The 16,266-nt window shown below is 72.8% G+C and carries 14 protein-coding genes; 4 read left to right on the top strand and 10 right to left on the bottom strand.

Annotated features, from left to right (window positions below):
* Window positions 1-107: 107 nt before the first annotated feature.
* The 5 genes from ACN9M0_RS12510 to ACN9M0_RS12490 all read right to left on the bottom strand — a co-directional run bounded on the left by ACN9M0_RS12510 (window position 108) and on the right by ACN9M0_RS12490 (window position 6,731).
* The gene (locus ACN9M0_RS12510) at window positions 108-974 is read right to left on the bottom strand and encodes a siderophore-interacting protein (RefSeq protein WP_366036763.1); all 867 of its coding nucleotides are present in this window, start codon (window positions 972-974) and stop codon (window positions 108-110) included.
* A 99-nt stretch (window positions 975-1,073) separates the two neighbouring features.
* The gene (locus ACN9M0_RS12505; protein ID WP_366036764.1) at window positions 1,074-2,234 is read right to left on the bottom strand and encodes an acyl-CoA dehydrogenase family protein; all 1,161 of its coding nucleotides are present in this window, start codon (window positions 2,232-2,234) and stop codon (window positions 1,074-1,076) included.
* An 8-nt stretch (window positions 2,235-2,242) separates the two neighbouring features.
* The gene (locus ACN9M0_RS12500; protein WP_426403599.1) at window positions 2,243-3,178 is read right to left on the bottom strand and encodes a hydroxymethylglutaryl-CoA lyase; all 936 of its coding nucleotides are present in this window, start codon (window positions 3,176-3,178) and stop codon (window positions 2,243-2,245) included.
* Window positions 3,175-5,109 (bottom strand): acetyl/propionyl/methylcrotonyl-CoA carboxylase subunit alpha, encoded by a 1,935-nt coding sequence (locus ACN9M0_RS12495; RefSeq protein WP_366036766.1) that lies wholly within the window; start codon window positions 5,107-5,109, stop codon window positions 3,175-3,177. Before ACN9M0_RS12495 ends, ACN9M0_RS12500 begins: the two co-directional genes overlap by 4 nt.
* A gap of 14 nt (window positions 5,110-5,123) precedes the next feature.
* Window positions 5,124-6,731 (bottom strand): carboxyl transferase domain-containing protein, encoded by a 1,608-nt coding sequence (locus ACN9M0_RS12490; RefSeq protein ID WP_366036767.1) that lies wholly within the window; start codon window positions 6,729-6,731, stop codon window positions 5,124-5,126.
* Window positions 6,732-6,818: 87 nt separating this feature from the next.
* Between ACN9M0_RS12490 and ACN9M0_RS12485 the strand changes: the two genes are divergently transcribed.
* Both ACN9M0_RS12485 and ACN9M0_RS12480 read left to right on the top strand, forming a co-directional pair.
* Window positions 6,819-7,403 (top strand): SACE_7040 family transcriptional regulator, encoded by a 585-nt coding sequence (locus ACN9M0_RS12485; protein ID WP_366036768.1) that lies wholly within the window; start codon window positions 6,819-6,821, stop codon window positions 7,401-7,403.
* 65 nt (window positions 7,404-7,468) lie between these two features.
* The gene (locus tag ACN9M0_RS12480) at window positions 7,469-8,242 is read left to right on the top strand and encodes a phosphatase (RefSeq protein ID WP_366036769.1); all 774 of its coding nucleotides are present in this window, start codon (window positions 7,469-7,471) and stop codon (window positions 8,240-8,242) included.
* 265 nt (window positions 8,243-8,507) lie between these two features.
* On the opposite strand, the gene ACN9M0_RS12475 is transcribed toward ACN9M0_RS12480, so the two are convergent.
* From ACN9M0_RS12475 to ACN9M0_RS12460, 4 genes are all read right to left on the bottom strand, one after another.
* Window positions 8,508-9,455 carry a cation diffusion facilitator family transporter gene (locus ACN9M0_RS12475; protein ID WP_399699108.1) on the bottom strand — a complete coding sequence of 316 codons (948 nt, stop codon included), beginning with the start codon at window positions 9,453-9,455 and terminating at the stop codon, window positions 8,508-8,510.
* 23 nt (window positions 9,456-9,478) lie between these two features.
* Window positions 9,479-10,348 (bottom strand): acyl-CoA thioesterase, encoded by an 870-nt coding sequence (locus ACN9M0_RS12470; RefSeq protein WP_366036771.1) that lies wholly within the window; start codon window positions 10,346-10,348, stop codon window positions 9,479-9,481.
* On the bottom strand, window positions 10,349-11,506 hold the full coding sequence (locus ACN9M0_RS12465; protein WP_366036772.1) for an acyl-CoA dehydrogenase family protein: 1,158 nt from the start codon (window positions 11,504-11,506) through the stop codon (window positions 10,349-10,351). It lies immediately after the preceding gene.
* A gap of 88 nt (window positions 11,507-11,594) precedes the next feature.
* Window positions 11,595-12,725 carry a helix-turn-helix domain-containing protein gene (locus tag ACN9M0_RS12460; protein WP_426403598.1) on the bottom strand — a complete coding sequence of 377 codons (1,131 nt, stop codon included), beginning with the start codon at window positions 12,723-12,725 and terminating at the stop codon, window positions 11,595-11,597.
* 172 nt (window positions 12,726-12,897) lie between these two features.
* Here ACN9M0_RS12460 and ACN9M0_RS12455 point away from each other — a divergent pair, with 172 nt between their 5' ends.
* Complete coding sequence (locus tag ACN9M0_RS12455) at window positions 12,898-13,506, top strand: hypothetical protein (protein ID WP_366036774.1); 609 nt, start codon at window positions 12,898-12,900, stop codon at window positions 13,504-13,506.
* Between the two features lie 78 nt (window positions 13,507-13,584).
* Here the strand turns inward: ACN9M0_RS12455 and ACN9M0_RS12450 are convergent, their stop codons facing one another.
* Window positions 13,585-15,078 (bottom strand): PucR family transcriptional regulator ligand-binding domain-containing protein, encoded by a 1,494-nt coding sequence (locus ACN9M0_RS12450; RefSeq protein ID WP_426403597.1) that lies wholly within the window; start codon window positions 15,076-15,078, stop codon window positions 13,585-13,587.
* Window positions 15,079-15,193: 115 nt separating this feature from the next.
* Here ACN9M0_RS12450 and speB point away from each other — a divergent pair, with 115 nt between their 5' ends.
* A complete protein-coding gene (gene speB, locus ACN9M0_RS12445; RefSeq protein WP_399699101.1) occupies window positions 15,194-16,171 on the top strand; it encodes an agmatinase in 978 nt (325 codons plus the stop codon).
* Window positions 16,172-16,266: the final 95 nt, after the last annotated feature.

Here is a 16,266-nt window from a genome sequence, read left to right as displayed (position 1 = left end):
ACTCGGTCGGTCTTAGTTAGGTTAGCCTAACTTAAATTCACAACACAACGGCCCCCCAACCCGGTGGGGCTGGGGGGCCGTTGGCCCTGTGGGGGTACGGGGGGTGGCTACGCCGCGTCCTGCGTCTCGTCCTGCACCGTCTCGTCCGGGACCTCGCGCAGGGCGTCCTCGGACAGGCCCTTGCGCCAGTAGCCGACGAACGTGACCCGGTGGCGGTCCAGCCCCCGCTCCCGTACGAAGTGGCGGCGCAGCGCCTTCACGGCCCCCGACTCGCCCGCGATCCAGACGTACGGGGCCCGTCCGGGCAGCTCGACGCCGGACACCGCGTCCACGGCGGACGGCGCCCCCTCCTCCCGTACGAGCCAGGTGACCGTGGCGTCCGCCTCGGTCGCCAGCTCCATCCGGTCGCCGGAGTAGGGGACTTCCAGGAACACCTGGGCGCGGGTCTCGGCCGGCAGCCACTCCAGGATCGCGGAGGCGGCGGGCAGGGCGGTCTCGTCGGCCCAGATCAGTACGGAGTCGGCGTCCTCGGGCAGCTGGAAGCGGACGCCCGTGTTCGCGGCGACCGCCGGACCCAGGACCACCACCCGGTCGCCGGCCTCGGCGCGGCTCGCCCAGCGGCAGGCCGGGCCGCCGTCCTCGTGGAGGGCGAAGTCGATGTCGATCTCGTGCGCGGGCTCGGTGCGCTGCTCGCGGACGGTGTACGAGCGCATCACGGCCCGCTCGTCGTCCGGCATCGCCCGCCAGGCGCCCAGGATCGCGTACATGTCCGGGTCGTCCAGGGGCGGCAGGACCGGCGCCGTCTGGCCGGGGTGCGGGAGGAAGAGGGAGAGCGACTGGTCGCGGCCCCCGGCGGCGAAGTTCTTCAGGTCGTCCCCGGTGAAGGTGATCCGGACCAGGGACGGGCCGAGTCGCCGCGTCCGGTCGACCTGGAGGGAGAAGAACTGGAAGGGGGCGGTCTCGGCTTGCGTCATGAGAATGTAGGTTAGCCTAACCTCATTAAAGCGTGTAGGGGTGTGGGAGAGCCCGCCGCCCCGAGGGGACGACGGGCTCGTTCCGTCACACGGACCAGGTCAGGCCGGGAGGCCCAACTCCCGGGCGATCAGCATCCGCTGGACCTCGCTGGTGCCCTCGCCGATCTCCAGGATCTTCGAGTCGCGCCACATCCGGGCCACCGGGTACTCGTTCATGAAGCCGTAGCCGCCGTGGATCTGGGTCGCCTCGCGGGCGTTGTCCACCGCCACCGTGGAGGAGTACAGCTTCGCGATCGCCGCCTCCTTCTTGAACGACTCGCCGAGCACGAGCCGCGAGGCCGCGTCCCGCCAGCCGATCCGGGCCATGTGCGCCCGCGTCTCCATGTCGGCGATCTTGAACTGGATGGCCTGGTTGTCGGCGATCGGCCGCCCGAAGGCCTGCCGCTCGTGCGCGTACTTCACCGACTCGTCCACACAGCCCTGCGCGAGGCCCGTCGCGAGCGCCGCGATCGCGACCCGGCCCTCGTCCAGGATCCGCAGGAACTGCGCGTAGCCGCGGCCCTCCTCGCCGAGGAGGTTCTCCACCGGGACGCGGACGTCGTCGAAGGAGAGCTCACGGGTGTCCGAGGCGTTCCAGCCGACCTTGGAGTACGGCGCCGCGACCGTGAAGCCCGGCGTGCCGGACGGCACGATGATCGAGGAGATCAGCGGACGTCCGTCGGGCTTGCGGCCGGTGACCGCCGTGACCGTCACCAGACCCGTGATGTCCGTACCGGAGTTGGTGATGAAGCACTTCGAACCGTTGATGACCCAGTGGTCGCCGTCCCGCACGGCGGTGGTGCGCGTGCCACCGGCGTCCGAGCCGGCACCCGGCTCGGTCAGGCCGAACGCGCCGAGCACCTCACCGCTGCACAGCTTCGGCAGCCACTCGCGCTTCTGCTCCTCGGTGCCGAAGCGGAAGACCGGCATCGCGCCGAGCGAGACGCCCGCCTCCAGGGTGATGGCCACGGAGGAGTCGACCCGGGCCAGCTCCTCCAGGGCGATCCCGAGCGCCAGGTAGTCGCCGCCCATGCCGCCGTACTCCTCGGGGAACGGCAGCCCGAACAGGCCCATGCGGCCCATCTCACGGACGATCTCGTACGGGAACTCGTGCCGCTCGTAGAAGTCGCCGATCTTCGGGGCGACCACGTCGTGCGCGAACGCCTCGACGGTACGGCGGAGTTCCTCGTGCTCTGCGGAGAGCCGGTGGTCGAGGGACATGTCTTTCGTCACTCCTTGTGGGAGAGGGCGCGGACGGTACGGGAGGGGCTGGGCCGGCCCAGCTGTTCGGCCATCCACACGCTCGTGGCGGTGAGGGCGGCCAGATCGACCCCGGTCTCGATGCCGAGACCGTCGAGCATCCACACGAGGTCCTCGGTGGCGAGATTTCCGGTCGCGCTCTTCGCGTACGGGCAGCCGCCGAGGCCGCCGGCGGAGGCGTCGACCGTGGTCACCCCGTGGCGCAGGGCGGCCAGGGTGTTGGACAGGGCCTGCCCGTACGTGTCGTGGAAGTGCACGGCGATACGGGAGGTGGGGACGCCGGCCTCGTTCAGTCCCCTCAGCAGGGCCTGCACGTGACCGGGGGTGGCGACGCCGATCGTGTCGCCGAGGCTCAGCTCGTCGCAGCCCATGTCGGCGAGGGCCTTCGTGACCCGGACGACCTGCTCGACCGGGACGGCGCCCTCCCAGGGGTCGCCGAAGCACATCGAGAGGTAGCCGCGGACCTTCAGACCGGCCTCTATGGCCCGGGTGACGGTCGGCGCGAACATCGCGAGCGCCTCGTCGACGGTCCGGTTCAGGTTGGCCTTCGCGAAGGACTCCGTCGCCGAGGCGAACACGGCGACCTCGCGGGCCCCGAGCGCGAGGGCCCGGTCGAGACCGCGCTCGTTCGGCACGAGGACCGGCAGCCGGACGGGGAGGTCACGGACGAGCGGGAACAGCTCCTCCGCGTCGGCGAGCTGGGGCACCCACTTGGGGTGCACGAAGCTCGTCGCCTCGACGGTCGTCAGACCGGCGGCGGCGAGCCGCCGCACGAACTCGGCCTTCACATCGGTCGGGACGGCCGTCTTCTCGTTCTGCAGCCCGTCCCGTGCCCCGACCTCGTGGATCCGCACCCGGGCGGGCAGGGACGGGTCGGCCACGGTCATCGGCAGTCCGGTGCTCATGCGTCCTCCTCCTCGCGGGGCGTCACCACGGCCAGGATCTGGTCCATGGCGACGGTGGTGCCGGGCGTGACGTCCAGCTCGGTGACGGTGCCGGCGTGCGGGGCGGAGATGACGTGCTCCATCTTCATCGCCTCGACGACGAGCAGGCTCTGCCCGGCCTCCACCTCGTCCCCGACGGCCACCTTCACGACGGTGACGGTGCCGGGCATGGGCGCGGCGAGCGTGTCGGCGCCCCCGTGCCGGGCCCCGGAGAGCGCGGCCTCGACGGGGTCGTGGTCCAGCACGTGCCAGGAGTCGCCGTCACGGCCCAACCAGGCCCCGGCGCGGTGGAAGTGGTGGCTGATCCCGTCCACGGTCACGGTCACGGTGGTGTCCGTGACCCGGGCCCCGGCGGGCGCCTCCACGGTCGTGGGTTCGAGTCCCGGTACGCGGAACGGGAAGGCGAGCGGCTTCGCCGCGCCGCCGAGGCGCCAGCCGCTCGGCACGTCGAACGGGTCCGTCCAGCCGTCCCGGGGCGCCGGGGCGAGCTCCGCGCGCCGCACGGCCGCGGCCGCCGCGTACACCTCGTCCGGGACGCCCTGCGGGACCAGGCTCTCGGCGTCCCGCTCCACCAGACCCGTGTCCAGGGCGCCGGAGACGACGTCCGGGTGGGCCAACAGCCGTCGCAGGAAGCCAGCGTTCGTCGGGACCCCCAGGGTGACCGTGGACGCGAGCGCCGCGCGCAGCTTGCGCAGGGCCGCCTCGCGGGTCGGGGCGTGGACGATGACTTTCGAGAGCATCGGGTCGTAGAGGGACGAGACCTCCGTGCCCTCCGAGAGGCCCGAGTCCGTGCGGACGCCGTTGCCCTGCGGCTCGTTCAGGGCGAGGACCGTGCCGCCCGACGGGAGGAAGCCCCGGGACGGGTCCTCCGCGCAGATGCGGGCCTCGATCGCCCAGCCGTTCAGGGTGATGTCGGACTGCGCGAACGGGAGCGGCTCGCCCGCCGCCACCCGCAGCTGCCACTCCACCAGGTCGACGCCCGTGATCAGCTCGGTCACGGGGTGCTCGACCTGGAGGCGGGTGTTCATCTCCATGAAGTAGTACGAGGACGGGTCGCCGCCCGGCACGATGAACTCGACCGTGCCCGCGCCCACATAGCCGCAGGAGCGCGCCGCCTCGACCGCCGCCGCGCCCATGGAGGCCCGGATCTCGGGGGTGAGGAGGACGGAGGGGGCCTCCTCGATGATCTTCTGGTGGCGGCGCTGGAGCGAGCACTCGCGCTCGCCGAGGTGGATCACGTTCCCGTGCGCGTCCGCCAGGACCTGGATCTCGATGTGCCGGGGCCGGTCGATCCACCGCTCCACGAGCAGCGTGTCGTCGCCGAACGAGGAGCGGGCCTCACGCCGGGCCGCCGCGATCTCGTCCGTCAGCGTCGACAGGTCGCGGACCAGCCGCATGCCCTTGCCGCCGCCGCCCGCGCTCGGCTTGAGGAGGACGGGCGCGCCCAGTTCGAGGGCCGCCGCCTCCAGTTCGGGGTCGGCCGCGCCCGGGACGACCGGGACGCCCGCCGCCTTGACGGTCTCCTTCGCGCGGATCTTGTCCCCCATGAGGGAGATCGCGGTGGCGGACGGGCCGATGAAGACGAGGCCCGCGTCCGCGCAGGCCTGCGCGAACCCGGCGTTCTCCGCCAGGAACCCGTAGCCGGGGTGGACGGCCTGCGCGCCGGTCCGCCGGGCCGCGTCGAGCAGGGCGGGGACGGACAGGTACGACTCGGCGGCCGGCGGCGGGCCGATCCGTACGGCCGTGTCCGCCTCCCGCACGTGCCGGGCGTCGGCGTCCGCGTCGCTGTACACGGCCACCGAGCGCACGCCCATCTCCCGCAGGGTGCGGATGACGCGGACGGCGATCTCGCCCCGGTTGGCCACGAGGACGGTGTCGAACATGCTCTGCATCTTCTGGGGGCCCTTCACATCCGGAAGACGCCGAACTGGGGGTCACCCAGGGGCGCGTTGGCACAGGCGGTCAGGGCGAGGCCGAGGACCTGCCGGGTCTCCAACGGGTCGATGACCCCGTCGTCCCACAGCCGGGCGCTCGCGTAGTAGGCGCTGCCCTGCGTCTCGTACTGCTCGCGGATCGGGGCCTTGAAGGCCTCCTCGTCCTCGGCGCTCCACTCGTCGCCGAGCTGGTCGCGCTTGACGGTGGCGAGGACGGACGCGGCCTGCTCGCCGCCCATGACCGAGATCTTGGCGTTGGGCCACATCCACAGGAAGCGGGGCGAGTACGCCCGGCCGCACATCGAGTAGTTGCCCGCGCCGTACGAACCGCCGACGACGACCGTCAGCTTCGGGACCCGGGTGGTGGCCACGGCCGTGACCATCTTGGCGCCGTGCTTGGCGATGCCGCCGTGCTCGTACGCCTTGCCGACCATGAAGCCGGTGATGTTCTGCAGGAAGACGAGCGGGATCCCGCGCTGGTCGCACAGCTCGATGAAGTGCGCGCCCTTCTGGGCGGACTCGGCGAACAGGATGCCGTTGTTGGCGACGATGCCGACCGGGTGGCCGTGGATCCGGGCGAAGCCGGTGATCAGCGTCTGCCCGTACTCGGACTTGAACTCCTGGAAGCGGGAGCCGTCCACGACCCGGGCGATCACCTCGCGCACGTCGTACGGGGTGCGGGAGTCCACCGGCACCGCGCCGTACAGCCCGTACGGGTCGACCTTCGGCTCCTCGGCCGGCTCGACCGACCAGGGCAGCGGGCCCCGCTCGGGGAGCGTGGCCACGATGTTCCGGACGATGCGCAGCGCGTGGGCGTCGTCCTCGGCGAGGTGGTCGGTGACGCCGGAGATCCGCGAGTGGACCTCGCCGCCGCCGAGCTCCTCGGCCGTGACGACCTCACCGGTCGCCGCCTTCACCAGCGGCGGACCGCCCAGGAAGATCGTGCCCTGGTTCCGTACGATCACGGCCTCGTCGCTCATCGCCGGGACGTACGCGCCGCCCGCCGTGCAGGAGCCGAGGACCGCCGCGATCTGCGGGATGCCCGCCCCGGACATCCGGGCCTGGTTGTAGAAGATCCGGCCGAAGTGCTCCCGGTCCGGGAAGACCTCGTCCTGCATCGGGAGGAAGGCGCCGCCCGAGTCGACCAGGTAGAGGCAGGGGAGACGATTCTCCAGAGCCACCTCCTGGGCCCTGAGGTGCTTCTTCACCGTCATCGGGTAGTACGTGCCGCCCTTGACGGTCGCGTCGTTCGCGACGATCACGCACTCGCGGCCGGAGACCCGGCCGATGCCCGCGATGACGCCGGCCGCGGGGGCCTGGTCGCCGTACATGCCGTTCGCCGCGAGCGGGGCCAGCTCCAGGAAGGGCGAGCCCGGGTCCAGCAGCGTGTCCACCCGGTCCCGCGGCAGGAGCTTGCCGCGCGCGGTGTGCCGGGCCCTGGACTTCTCACCGCCGCCCAGGGCGGCCGCCGCGAGCTTGGCGCGCAGGGTCGCCGCCAGCTCGTGGTGGGCCGCCTCATTGGCCTGCCAGGCCGCGGACGCGGGGTCCGCCGCGCTCGTCAGCACAGGTGCCTGCTGCATCCCTCGAGCTCCCTTGCTCGGTTAATGAGCGTTAACGTATGTCGCCCAGGTTAACGACCGCTAACCGGGTTGTCTAGAATTACCTTCATGACCACGACCACCAGGACCGACGCCCCGACGCGGCGCGAGCAGATCCTCAGGGAAGCCGCCCGCCTCTTCGCCGAGCGCGGCTTCCACGGTGTGGGCGTGGACGAGATAGGGGCGGCCGTCGGCATCAGCGGCCCCGGCCTCTACCGCCACTTCCCCGGCAAGGACGCGATGCTCGCCGAACTGCTCGTCGGCATCAGCGAGCGGCTCCTGTCCGGCGGACGCCTGCGCGTCGCCGAATCCGACGGGGACCCGCGCGTCCTCCTCGGCTCCCTCATCGACGGGCACATCGACTTCGCCCTCGACGACCGGCCGCTCATCACCCTCCACGACCGCGAGCTCGACCGGCTCAAGGACGAGGACCGCAAGCGGGTCAGGCAGCTCCAGCGGCAGTACGTCGAACTGTGGGTCGCGGCCGTACGCGAGCTGTACCCCGACGCCGGGGAGTCCGAGTCCCGCACCGCCGTCCACGCCGTCTTCGGCCTCCTCAACTCGACCCCGCACCTGGCCGCGCTCGGCCGCCGGCCCATGGAGGAGCTGCTGCGCCGCCTCGCACACGGGGCCTTCGGGGCGCTGGGCGCGTAGCGCCGTCCGGTCCAGGGGGCGGAACAGTTGCCGATACGCTCCACGGCTCCGCCAGAATGAGCCCCATGCCGATACTCAGCCGCCCCGCCCTCGTCGAGCACCTCGTCCGCACCCGGATCGCGGGAGACGTCGCCACCCCGCGCGACAACAACCTCTCCCACTACCGCAAGCTCGCCAACGGCGACCGGCACTACTGGCTCGGCCTCGAGCTCGGCGACCGCTGGACCGACGAGCAGGACGTGCTCGCCGTCATGGCCGAGCGGTGCGGCGTCGTCGACGACCCCGCGCACCGGGCCGGCCAGGACACCATCGACCCCGAACTCACCGTCGACGGCCTCGACCGGATGGCCGCCCGGCTCCGCAAGGCCGCCGCCGGCAAGGAACGGGTCCTCTTCGCGACCGGCCACCCCGGCGCGCTCATCGACGTCCACAGCCGGGTCGCCGCCGCGCTGCGCGCCCAGGGCTGCGACATCGTCAAGATCCCCGGCGGGCTCGTCGCCGACGAGGGGTACGTCGTGCAGTTCGCCGACGTCGCCGTCTTCGAGCGGGGCGCCAGCCTGTGGCACACCCACTCCCCGGAGCCGATGAACGCGATCCTCGACGCGCTCGGCGAGGCCGGGCGGCCGGACCTGGTCATCGCGGACCACGGGTGGGCCGGGCGGGCGGGCCAGCGGGGCGTCGACTCCGTCGGCTACGCGGACTGCAACGACCCGGCGCTCTTCATCGGCGAGGCGGAGGGCACGATGCAGGTCACGATCCCCCTGGACGACCACGTCCTGGACCCCCGCTTCTACGAGCCGATGACGGCGTACACCTTGGACGCGGCGGGCCTGTCCTGACGGGCCGGCGCCCCCGTTGTGGGCATACGTTCCGCAGGGGCGGAACGGGTGGGCACAACGGACGGCGCCCTTGCCGGCGCCAGAGGCTTACGCGCGTGAACCCGCACCGGGAGCGCGGCGCACTGGTCGGTGCGGGTCAGGGCACGGAACGCGGAGGCGCCGCTGAGGGCGCCGTCCCGTGTGCCCACCCTCCCCCAAGCTCTCGGCTTCGTTCGAGCAGGGGGACCCCCCATCGCCCTGCGGGACGATTGCCCACACGGGCGCGTCAGGGCTGGGCGCGGCGTTGCGACACGCCCGGTGTCGGGTCCAGGTAGACGCGGTGGATCGCCGGGAAGCGTTCGCGGAGTTGCGACTCCGCGTCCTCGCAGGCCCACTCCACCTGCTCCGCCGACGACACGTCCCTGAAGTCGATCTTCGCCGCGACCAGGATCTCCCCGGGCCCCTGGATCAGCGTGATCAGGTCCAGGACGTCGATGATGTGCGGGACCGACAGGAGTTCCTCGCGGATGCCGTCCCGCATGTGCCGCGGGGCCGGCCGGCCGATGAGGAGTTCGGCGTTGGAGCGGCCGAGGACCCAGGCCACGTACACGAGCAGCGCGCCGATGAGGATCGACGCGACGCCGTCCCAGACGCCTGAGCCGGTGATCTGGCCGCCCAGGAGGCCGCCGGCTGCCAGCATGAGGCCCGCGATGGCCGCCGAGTCCTCCATGACGACCGCCTTGACGGTGGTGTCGGGCATGAGCCGGAGGTACCGCGCGAAGGGGGCCTTCATCCGTTCCGCCTCGGCCTTGACCTGCTTGACCCCCGTGCGGAGCGAGAAGCCCTCCAGGACGAAGGCGATGCCGAGGACGATGTACGAGATCGTCGGGTCGCCGAGTTCCTCGCCGTGGGTGAGGGTGTGGATGCCGTCGTAGACGGAGAAGACCGCGCCGCCGACGAAGGTGGCGACGGCGGCCAGCATCGCCCAGACGTAGCGCTCGCCCGCGTACCCGACGGGATGGTCCTCGTCGGCCGGCTTCTCGCTGCGTTTGAGGGCGGTGAGCAGCATGACCTCGGTGACGGTGTCGGCGACCGAGTGCGCGGCCTCGGAGAGCATCGCGCTGGAGCCGCTGACGACGCCCGCGACGACCTTGGCGACGGCGATCCCGAGGTTCGCCGCCGCCGCCACGACGACCGTGAAGGTGCTTTCGCCGTTCTGAGCCTTGTCCGTCATGAATCGGACGGTATGTTCGGGCGTCAGCGGGGGACGCGAACGACACCCTCCTGGATGACGGAGATCGCGAGCCGCCCGTCCTGCGTGTAGATCCGGGCCTGGCCGAGGCCGCGCCCGCCGGACGCGGTCGGCGACTCCTGGTCGTACAGGAGCCACTCGTCGGCCCGGAAGGGGCGGTGGAACCACATGGCGTGGTCCAGGGACGCCCCGACGACGTCGCCGACGGCCCAGCCGCCGCGCCCGTGGGCGAGGAGCACCGAGTCGAGCAGGGTCATGTCGGAGACGTACGTGGCCAGGACGACGTGCAGCAGCGGGTCGTCGGCCAGCTTGCCGTTCGTACGGAACCACACCTGGGAGCGCGGTTCGCGCGGCTCCCCGACCGAGCCCCACGGGGGCGTCTCCGCGTAACGGAGGTCGACCGCGGCGCGCGCCTCGATCAGCCGGTCCGCGACCTCGCGGGGGAGGTGGCGCGGCAGCATCTCGGCCGGCGTCTCCAGCGACTCCGGGTCCGGGGCGGGCGGCATCTCCACCTGGTGGTCGAGCCCCTCCTCGTACGTCTGGAAGGACGCGGAGAGGTGGAAGATCGGCTGCCCGTGCTGGACGGCGACGACCCGGCGGGTGGTGAAGGAGCGGCCGTCGCGGATGCGGTCGACGGTGTAGACGATCGGCACGCCCGGATCGCCGGGGCGCAGGAAGTACGCGTGGAGCGAGTGCGCGAGCCGGTCTTCGGGCACGGTCCGGCCCGCCGCCACCAGCGCCTGGGCGGCCACCTGGCCGCCGAAGACGCGGGGGACGAGCGCGGACCGGGACTCGCCACGGAAGATGTCCCGCTCGATCCGCTCCAGGTCGAGCAGATCGAGCAGGTCATCCAGTGCGGTGTGTGCCTCGGGCACTTACAGGCCCATCGACTTCGCGATGATCGACTTCATGATCTCGCTGGTGCCGCCGTAGATGCGGTTGACGCGGTTGTCGGCGTACAGGCGGGCGATCGGGTACTCGTTCATGTAGCCGTAGCCGCCGTGCAGCTGGAGGCAGCGGTCGATGACGCGGTGCGCGACCTCGGTGCAGAAGAGCTTGGCGGAGGCGGCCTCGGCCGGGGTCAGCTCGCCCGCGTCGAGGGCCTCAAGGGCGCGGTCGGCGACGGCCTCGGCGGCGTCGACCTCGGCCTGGCAGGCGGCCAGCTCGAACTTGGTGTTCTGGAAGGAGGCGACCGGCTTGCCGAAGACCGTGCGGTCCGTGACGTACTGCTGGGCGAAGCGGACGGCGGCCTTGGCCTGGGCGTAGGCACCGAAGGCGATGCCCCAGCGCTCGGAGGCCAGGTTGTGGCCGAGGTAGGAGAAGCCCTTGCCCTCCTCGCCGAGCAGGTCCTCGACCGGGACCTTGACGTCGACGAACGCGAGCTCCGCGGTGTCGGAGGTGCGCAGGCCGAGCTTGTCCAGCTTGCGGCCGATGGAGTAGCCCTCGGACTTGGTGTCGACGGCGAAGAGGGAGATGCCGAAGCGGCGGTCCTCGGCCGTGGGGGCGGAGGTGCGGGCGCAGACGATCACGCGGTCGGCGTGGACGCCACCGGTGATGAAGGTCTTGGCGCCGTTGAGGACGTAGTGGGTGCCGTCCTCGGAGAGCTTGGCGGTGGTCTTCATGCCCGCGACGTCGGAGCCGGTGCCCGGCTCGGTCATGGCGAGCGCCCACATCTCCTCGCCGGTGACGAACTTCGGCAGGTAGCGCTTCTTCTGCTCGTCGGAGGAGAGCATCTTGATGTACGGCAGGGCGAGCAGCACGTGGACGCCGGAGCCGCCGAACTGGACGCCCGCGCGCGAGGTCTCCTCGTACAGGACGGCCTCGAACTTGTGGGTGTCCAGGCCCGCGCCGCCGAACTCCTCGGGCACGTTGATGCCGAAGATGCCCAGCTCGCCGAGCTTGTCGTAGAACTCGCGCGGCGCCTGGCCCGCGGCGAACCACTCGTCGTAGACGGGGACGACCTCGGCCTCGATGAAGGCGCGGATGGTCTCCCGGAACGCCTCGTGGTCCTCGTTGAATACCGTACGGCGCACGAGCCGCCTCCTTCGTGTCCTGTCCTGGTGTGGCCCCGACGCTTGTCTAAGCGCTTGCTCAGGGTTCTCCCTCGAAGTTACCCATCGGTCACCCGCTCTGTCCAGAGTTCTCCACTGTGATCCAGCGCCCGCCGCCGGGCGTGTCGTACGCGAGGACCGGCCTCCCCACGATCCCGCTGGTACGGAACGGCCGCCCGTCGGCGTCCCCGATCCGGACCGTGCCCGAGCGGCCCTCGGCGCTCCACACCAGCTCCAGGTACCAGCGGCAGTCGCAGGCCGCCGTCCGCGCGGTGACGAGCAGCACCTCGGGGTCCGCCGCGGTGACCTTGTACGGGAAGGAGACCGCGGGGATCGTCCGGCCCTCCTCGCCGGAGGCGTCGTAGCCGTCGACGGATCGTGCCGCCGGGCGCGGCCTGTCGAGGTCGACCGCGAAGTGGCGCGGGGTGACGGCACCCCCGCAGCCGTTGTCCATCCGGTACGCGGTCCAGGGCAGGGGCGCGGCACGGTCGACGACCCGGACGTGGAGGGCCTGGAGGAGGACGGCGGCCGACGGCGACCGGCCCTGGACCGAGATCCGTACGAGCGTCTCCTCGCCGTGCACGGCCCGGTGCGCGCCCGCCCACTTCGCGGCGTCGGAGGGCGGCGGCGGGGGAGCCGTGCGGTCCGGGGCGCGGTCGACGAGGTAGGTGTGCCCGCAGCCGTTCTCCCACACCTGGGAATCGGCCGTCCAAGTGAAGGGCGGTGGCGGAGCGGGCGCGGTGGGAGCGGGCGCGGCCTCGGGGTCGGTGGGGAGCCCCGGCCGTATGTGTACGGGGACGAGCGCGAGGCCGACCGCGGCGGCAGCGACGGCCGCCGCGGCGAGCAGGCGTCGCCGCGTTCGCGGCCGGTGGGCGCGCACCGGTACCGGCTCCGGCTCCGGTACCGCCTCCTGCTCCGGTACCCCCTCCTGCTCCGGGATCGGGCGGCGGGAGCGGTCCGCCCGGGTCCACAGGTCTTCCAGCGTCCGCCGCTCGTCCTCGTCGGCGCCGCAGAGCCGGGCCATCCGGTCGATCACGGCGAACCCCTCCGGCACCGCCTCGCCGGAGCAGTACCGGTGCAGCGTCGACGCGCTCACGTTGAGCCGGCGCCCCAGCGACTCGTAACTGCGCCCGTCCCGCGCCTTGAGCGCCCGCAGCCGCGCGGAGAACTCCTCGACGGCGACGTGCTTCGACTTCCCCATCCGGCCGACCCCCGTCCGTCCGACTCCGTCCCACCCCACTCACGTTCTCCCACGTCAGCGGGGGTGGAATGGTTCCGGGACGGACAGGGGGCGCGTCACCGTTGCAGGCGGCGGGCGCCGGCCCGACGCTGGTCGAGCACTGACCGAACGACCCGACGGGGGATCCACCACCATGAGCAAGTTCCGTACCGCACTCGCCACCGCCGCCGCTGCCGCCCTGGGCCTCGCGGCCCTCGCCACGGCCCCGGCGCGGGCCGCTGCCCAGCCCGCCTTCCTCGCCGCCTCCCAGATGCCGCCGTCGTCGACGCCGTGGACCGCCACCCAGGTCTTCACCGGCATCCCGGAGAACGGCGGCGCCCTCTGCGCCCCGTACAAGATCCCGGCCCAGAACACCCGCTACCGCGAGTTCAGCACCGAGCTCGACACCAATGGTGTCCAGATCACCACCGTCGCCCGCACCGAGGCCGACGCCGTAAAGCTGGTCGACACCCTCCGCAAGGCCCTCGCCGGCTGCGGCCCCCTGCTGGAGCGGCAGAACCCGGGCCTGCACGCCGTCAGCGCCTCCCACGGCAAGCTCGCCGTCGAGGAGGGCGCCTGGGTCTACAGCCTGGACACCGCCGACCCGCAGATCGGCATCACCGACATCCACCTCTTCTCCGTCGGCCGCGACGGCCGGACCGTCACCTACGTCCGGTGGGGCCAGATGGGCGACCTGGCCGACGCCCCTCTGACGGCCTTCAAGACGACCACCCGTATCGCCGTGGACAAGCTCCGGCCGTAAGTCGCTCCAGTCACCGCGTCGCTCCAGTCACCGCGACGCTCACGTCACCGCGACGCTCCAGTCACCGCGACGCTCACGTCACCGCGACGCGAGGGCGAACCACAGCTCCATCCGTACGTCCGGGTCGTCCAGGTCCCGGTCGAGGAGCGTCGCGCAGCGGGCGATGCGCTGGCGGACGGTGTTGCGGTGGATCTCCAGGGCCACCGCCGTACGGTCCCAGCTGCCGTGCAGGGAGAGCCAGACGCGGAGCGTCTCGGCGAGGGGATCGCTGAGCGGGGCCAGCACCTCACGGGCGTACGCGGCGGCCTCGTCGCGGTCCACGAGTGCGGCGAAACCGTTGGCGCGGTGCCGGACCAGGGACGCCCGGGAGGCCTCCGCCCGGCGCAGCGCCCGCGCCGCCTGCGCCTCCCCGGCCACGAGTTCCGTGGCCGCCATCGGGGCGCTCGCCCCGAGCGTCCACCCCTCCTGGGCGGTCACGGCGGCGGAGGAGGGGAGGAGGAGCCGTACGGTGCCGGGGTGGACGGTGTCCGGAGCGTCCGGGCCCGCGCCCGCGCCTGCCGCGCCCGTGCCCGCGTCCACCAGCGGTGTCCCCAGCGCCGCCGCCAGGCTCGTCGCCGCGAACGGGGTGCCGTCGCCGCCCCGCGCGTGGACCACCGTCCAGGGGCCCGGGCCCAGGGTGCCCGCGACCTCCGCCGGGGCGGCGCCGAGGAGCAGCCGGACCAGGGCCCCGTCCCGTACGGTCACGTCCGCGCCCCGGTGCGGGGCCGTGAGCAGGGACAGCAGGACGACCGCCACGCCCGCGACGGTGTGGTCGCCCGGACCGCGCCGCTCCGTCGCCACCCCCAGGGTCAGGCCGTCCCCGCCGCCGAGCGCGTACGCGGCGAGCCGCAGCCCGCCGCCGTCCCCGCTCGCCGAGGCCGGTCCGCCCGGGCGCGGCCCGAGCACGCCCGCCAGGTCCCGCAGCGCCCGCGCCGCCTCCGCCGGGACCTCCCGGCCGGCCGCCGCCGACTCCGTGCCGTCCGCCCCGAACAGCACCGCCCTGCCCCCGAGCCGCGAGGCGAGCGCGCCGAGCACCGCCGGGACCGGGGCCGGCCGGGCCGCGGCCGCCGCCAGGGACTGCTGGGCCTCGGTCACCCGGCGCAGCTCGTGCAGCCGGGCCTCCGCCATCAGCCGCCACAGCGCCCGCGCCACCGCGGTGAACGGCGTCCTCGGCGGCACCTCGACCAGCGGGAGCCCACGGCGCGTGCAGGCGTCGACGAGCTCGGCGGGGACCGTGTCGTACACCGGCGTCACCCCGAAGGCGAGCGCCGCCGCCCCCGCCTCCACGACCCGCTCGACGTAGTGCGCGGGATCGGTGAGCTGCACGCCGGCCGTCATGAGCAGCTCGCCGCCGAGGAGGTACGGGTAGGGGTCGGCCATCTCCGAGGTGTGCACCCAGTGCAGCGGCACGTCCTCGGGCCCGGCGAGCAGCCGGAGGCCCAGGTCGGGGCGGGCGAGCAGCGCGGACAGCGGGACCGGCGGCGCCGGGGGGGTGGAGCCGGCCTCGGAGGCGGGCGGCGGGGTCATCGACATGGTCCCTTCGTACATCCCCCGCCCGGACAGTGGAGGAAACGTACACTTCAATGAGGCCTTCGGGCGACTTACGGTCGAGCCGGACCCCAACGACACACCCAGGAGGACCCCGACCATGAGCAGCAGCGACCAGAACGGCTTCCGCGGCCCGATCGACTCGTCCCGCATCCCGCGGTACGCCGGTCCCGCGACGTTCGCCCGCCTGCCGCGCCTCGACGAGGTCGGCACCGCCGACGTCGCCGTGGTCGGCGTCCCCTTCGACAGCGGCGTCTCCTACCGCCCCGGCGCCCGCTTCGGCGGCAACGCCATCCGCGAGGCCTCCCGCCTGCTCCGCCCCTACAACCCCGCGCAGGACGCCTCCCCGTTCGCCCTCGCCCAGGTCGCGGACGCCGGTGACATCGCCGCCAACCCGTTCAACATCCACGAGGCCGTCGAGACCATCGAGGCCGCCGCCGACGACCTCCTCGGCACCGGCGCCCGCATGATGACCCTCGGCGGCGACCACACCATCGCGCTGCCGCTGCTGCGCTCCGTCGCCAAGAAGCACGGCCCCGTCGCCCTGCTCCACTTCGACGCGCACCTCGACACCTGGGACACGTACTTCGGCGCCGAGTACACCCACGGCACGCCGTTCCGCCGCGCCGTCGAGGAAGGCATCCTCGACACCTCCGCCCTCTCGCACGTCGGCACCCGCGGCCCGCTCTACGGCAAGCAGGACCTCACCGACGACGAGAAGCTCGGCTTCGGCATCGTCACCTCCTCAGACGTCTACCGACGCGGCGCCGACGAGGTCGCCGACCAGCTGCGCCAGCGCATCGGCGACCGCCCGCTCTACATCTCCATCGACATCGACTGCCTCGACCCGGCCCACGCCCCCGGCACCGGCACCCCCGAGGCCGGCGGCATGACCTCCCGCGAGCTCCTGGAGATCCTCCGCGGCCTCTCCTCCTGCAACCTGGTCTCCGCCGACGTCGTCGAGGTCGCCCCGGCCTACGACCACGCCGAGATCACCGCGGTCGCCGCCTCGCACACGGCGTACGAACTGACGACGATCATGTCCCGCCAGATCGCTGCGGCGCGCGACGCGAAGTAGGACCCTGTCGGGGTGTGGGCATGCGTTCCGCGTGGGGGTCCGCCCCCACGCCCCTCGGGCGTAGGGGAGGAACGCGTGGGCACACCCCGACCACC

Origin of the sequence: Streptomyces sp. R-07 (assembly GCF_049913175.1) — a bacterium.
In the GTDB taxonomy this organism is placed as follows: domain Bacteria; phylum Actinomycetota; class Actinomycetes; order Streptomycetales; family Streptomycetaceae; genus Streptomyces.
The sequence above is the reverse complement of the archived record's forward strand: the minus strand, read 5'-3'. Positions and strand labels throughout refer to the sequence as shown.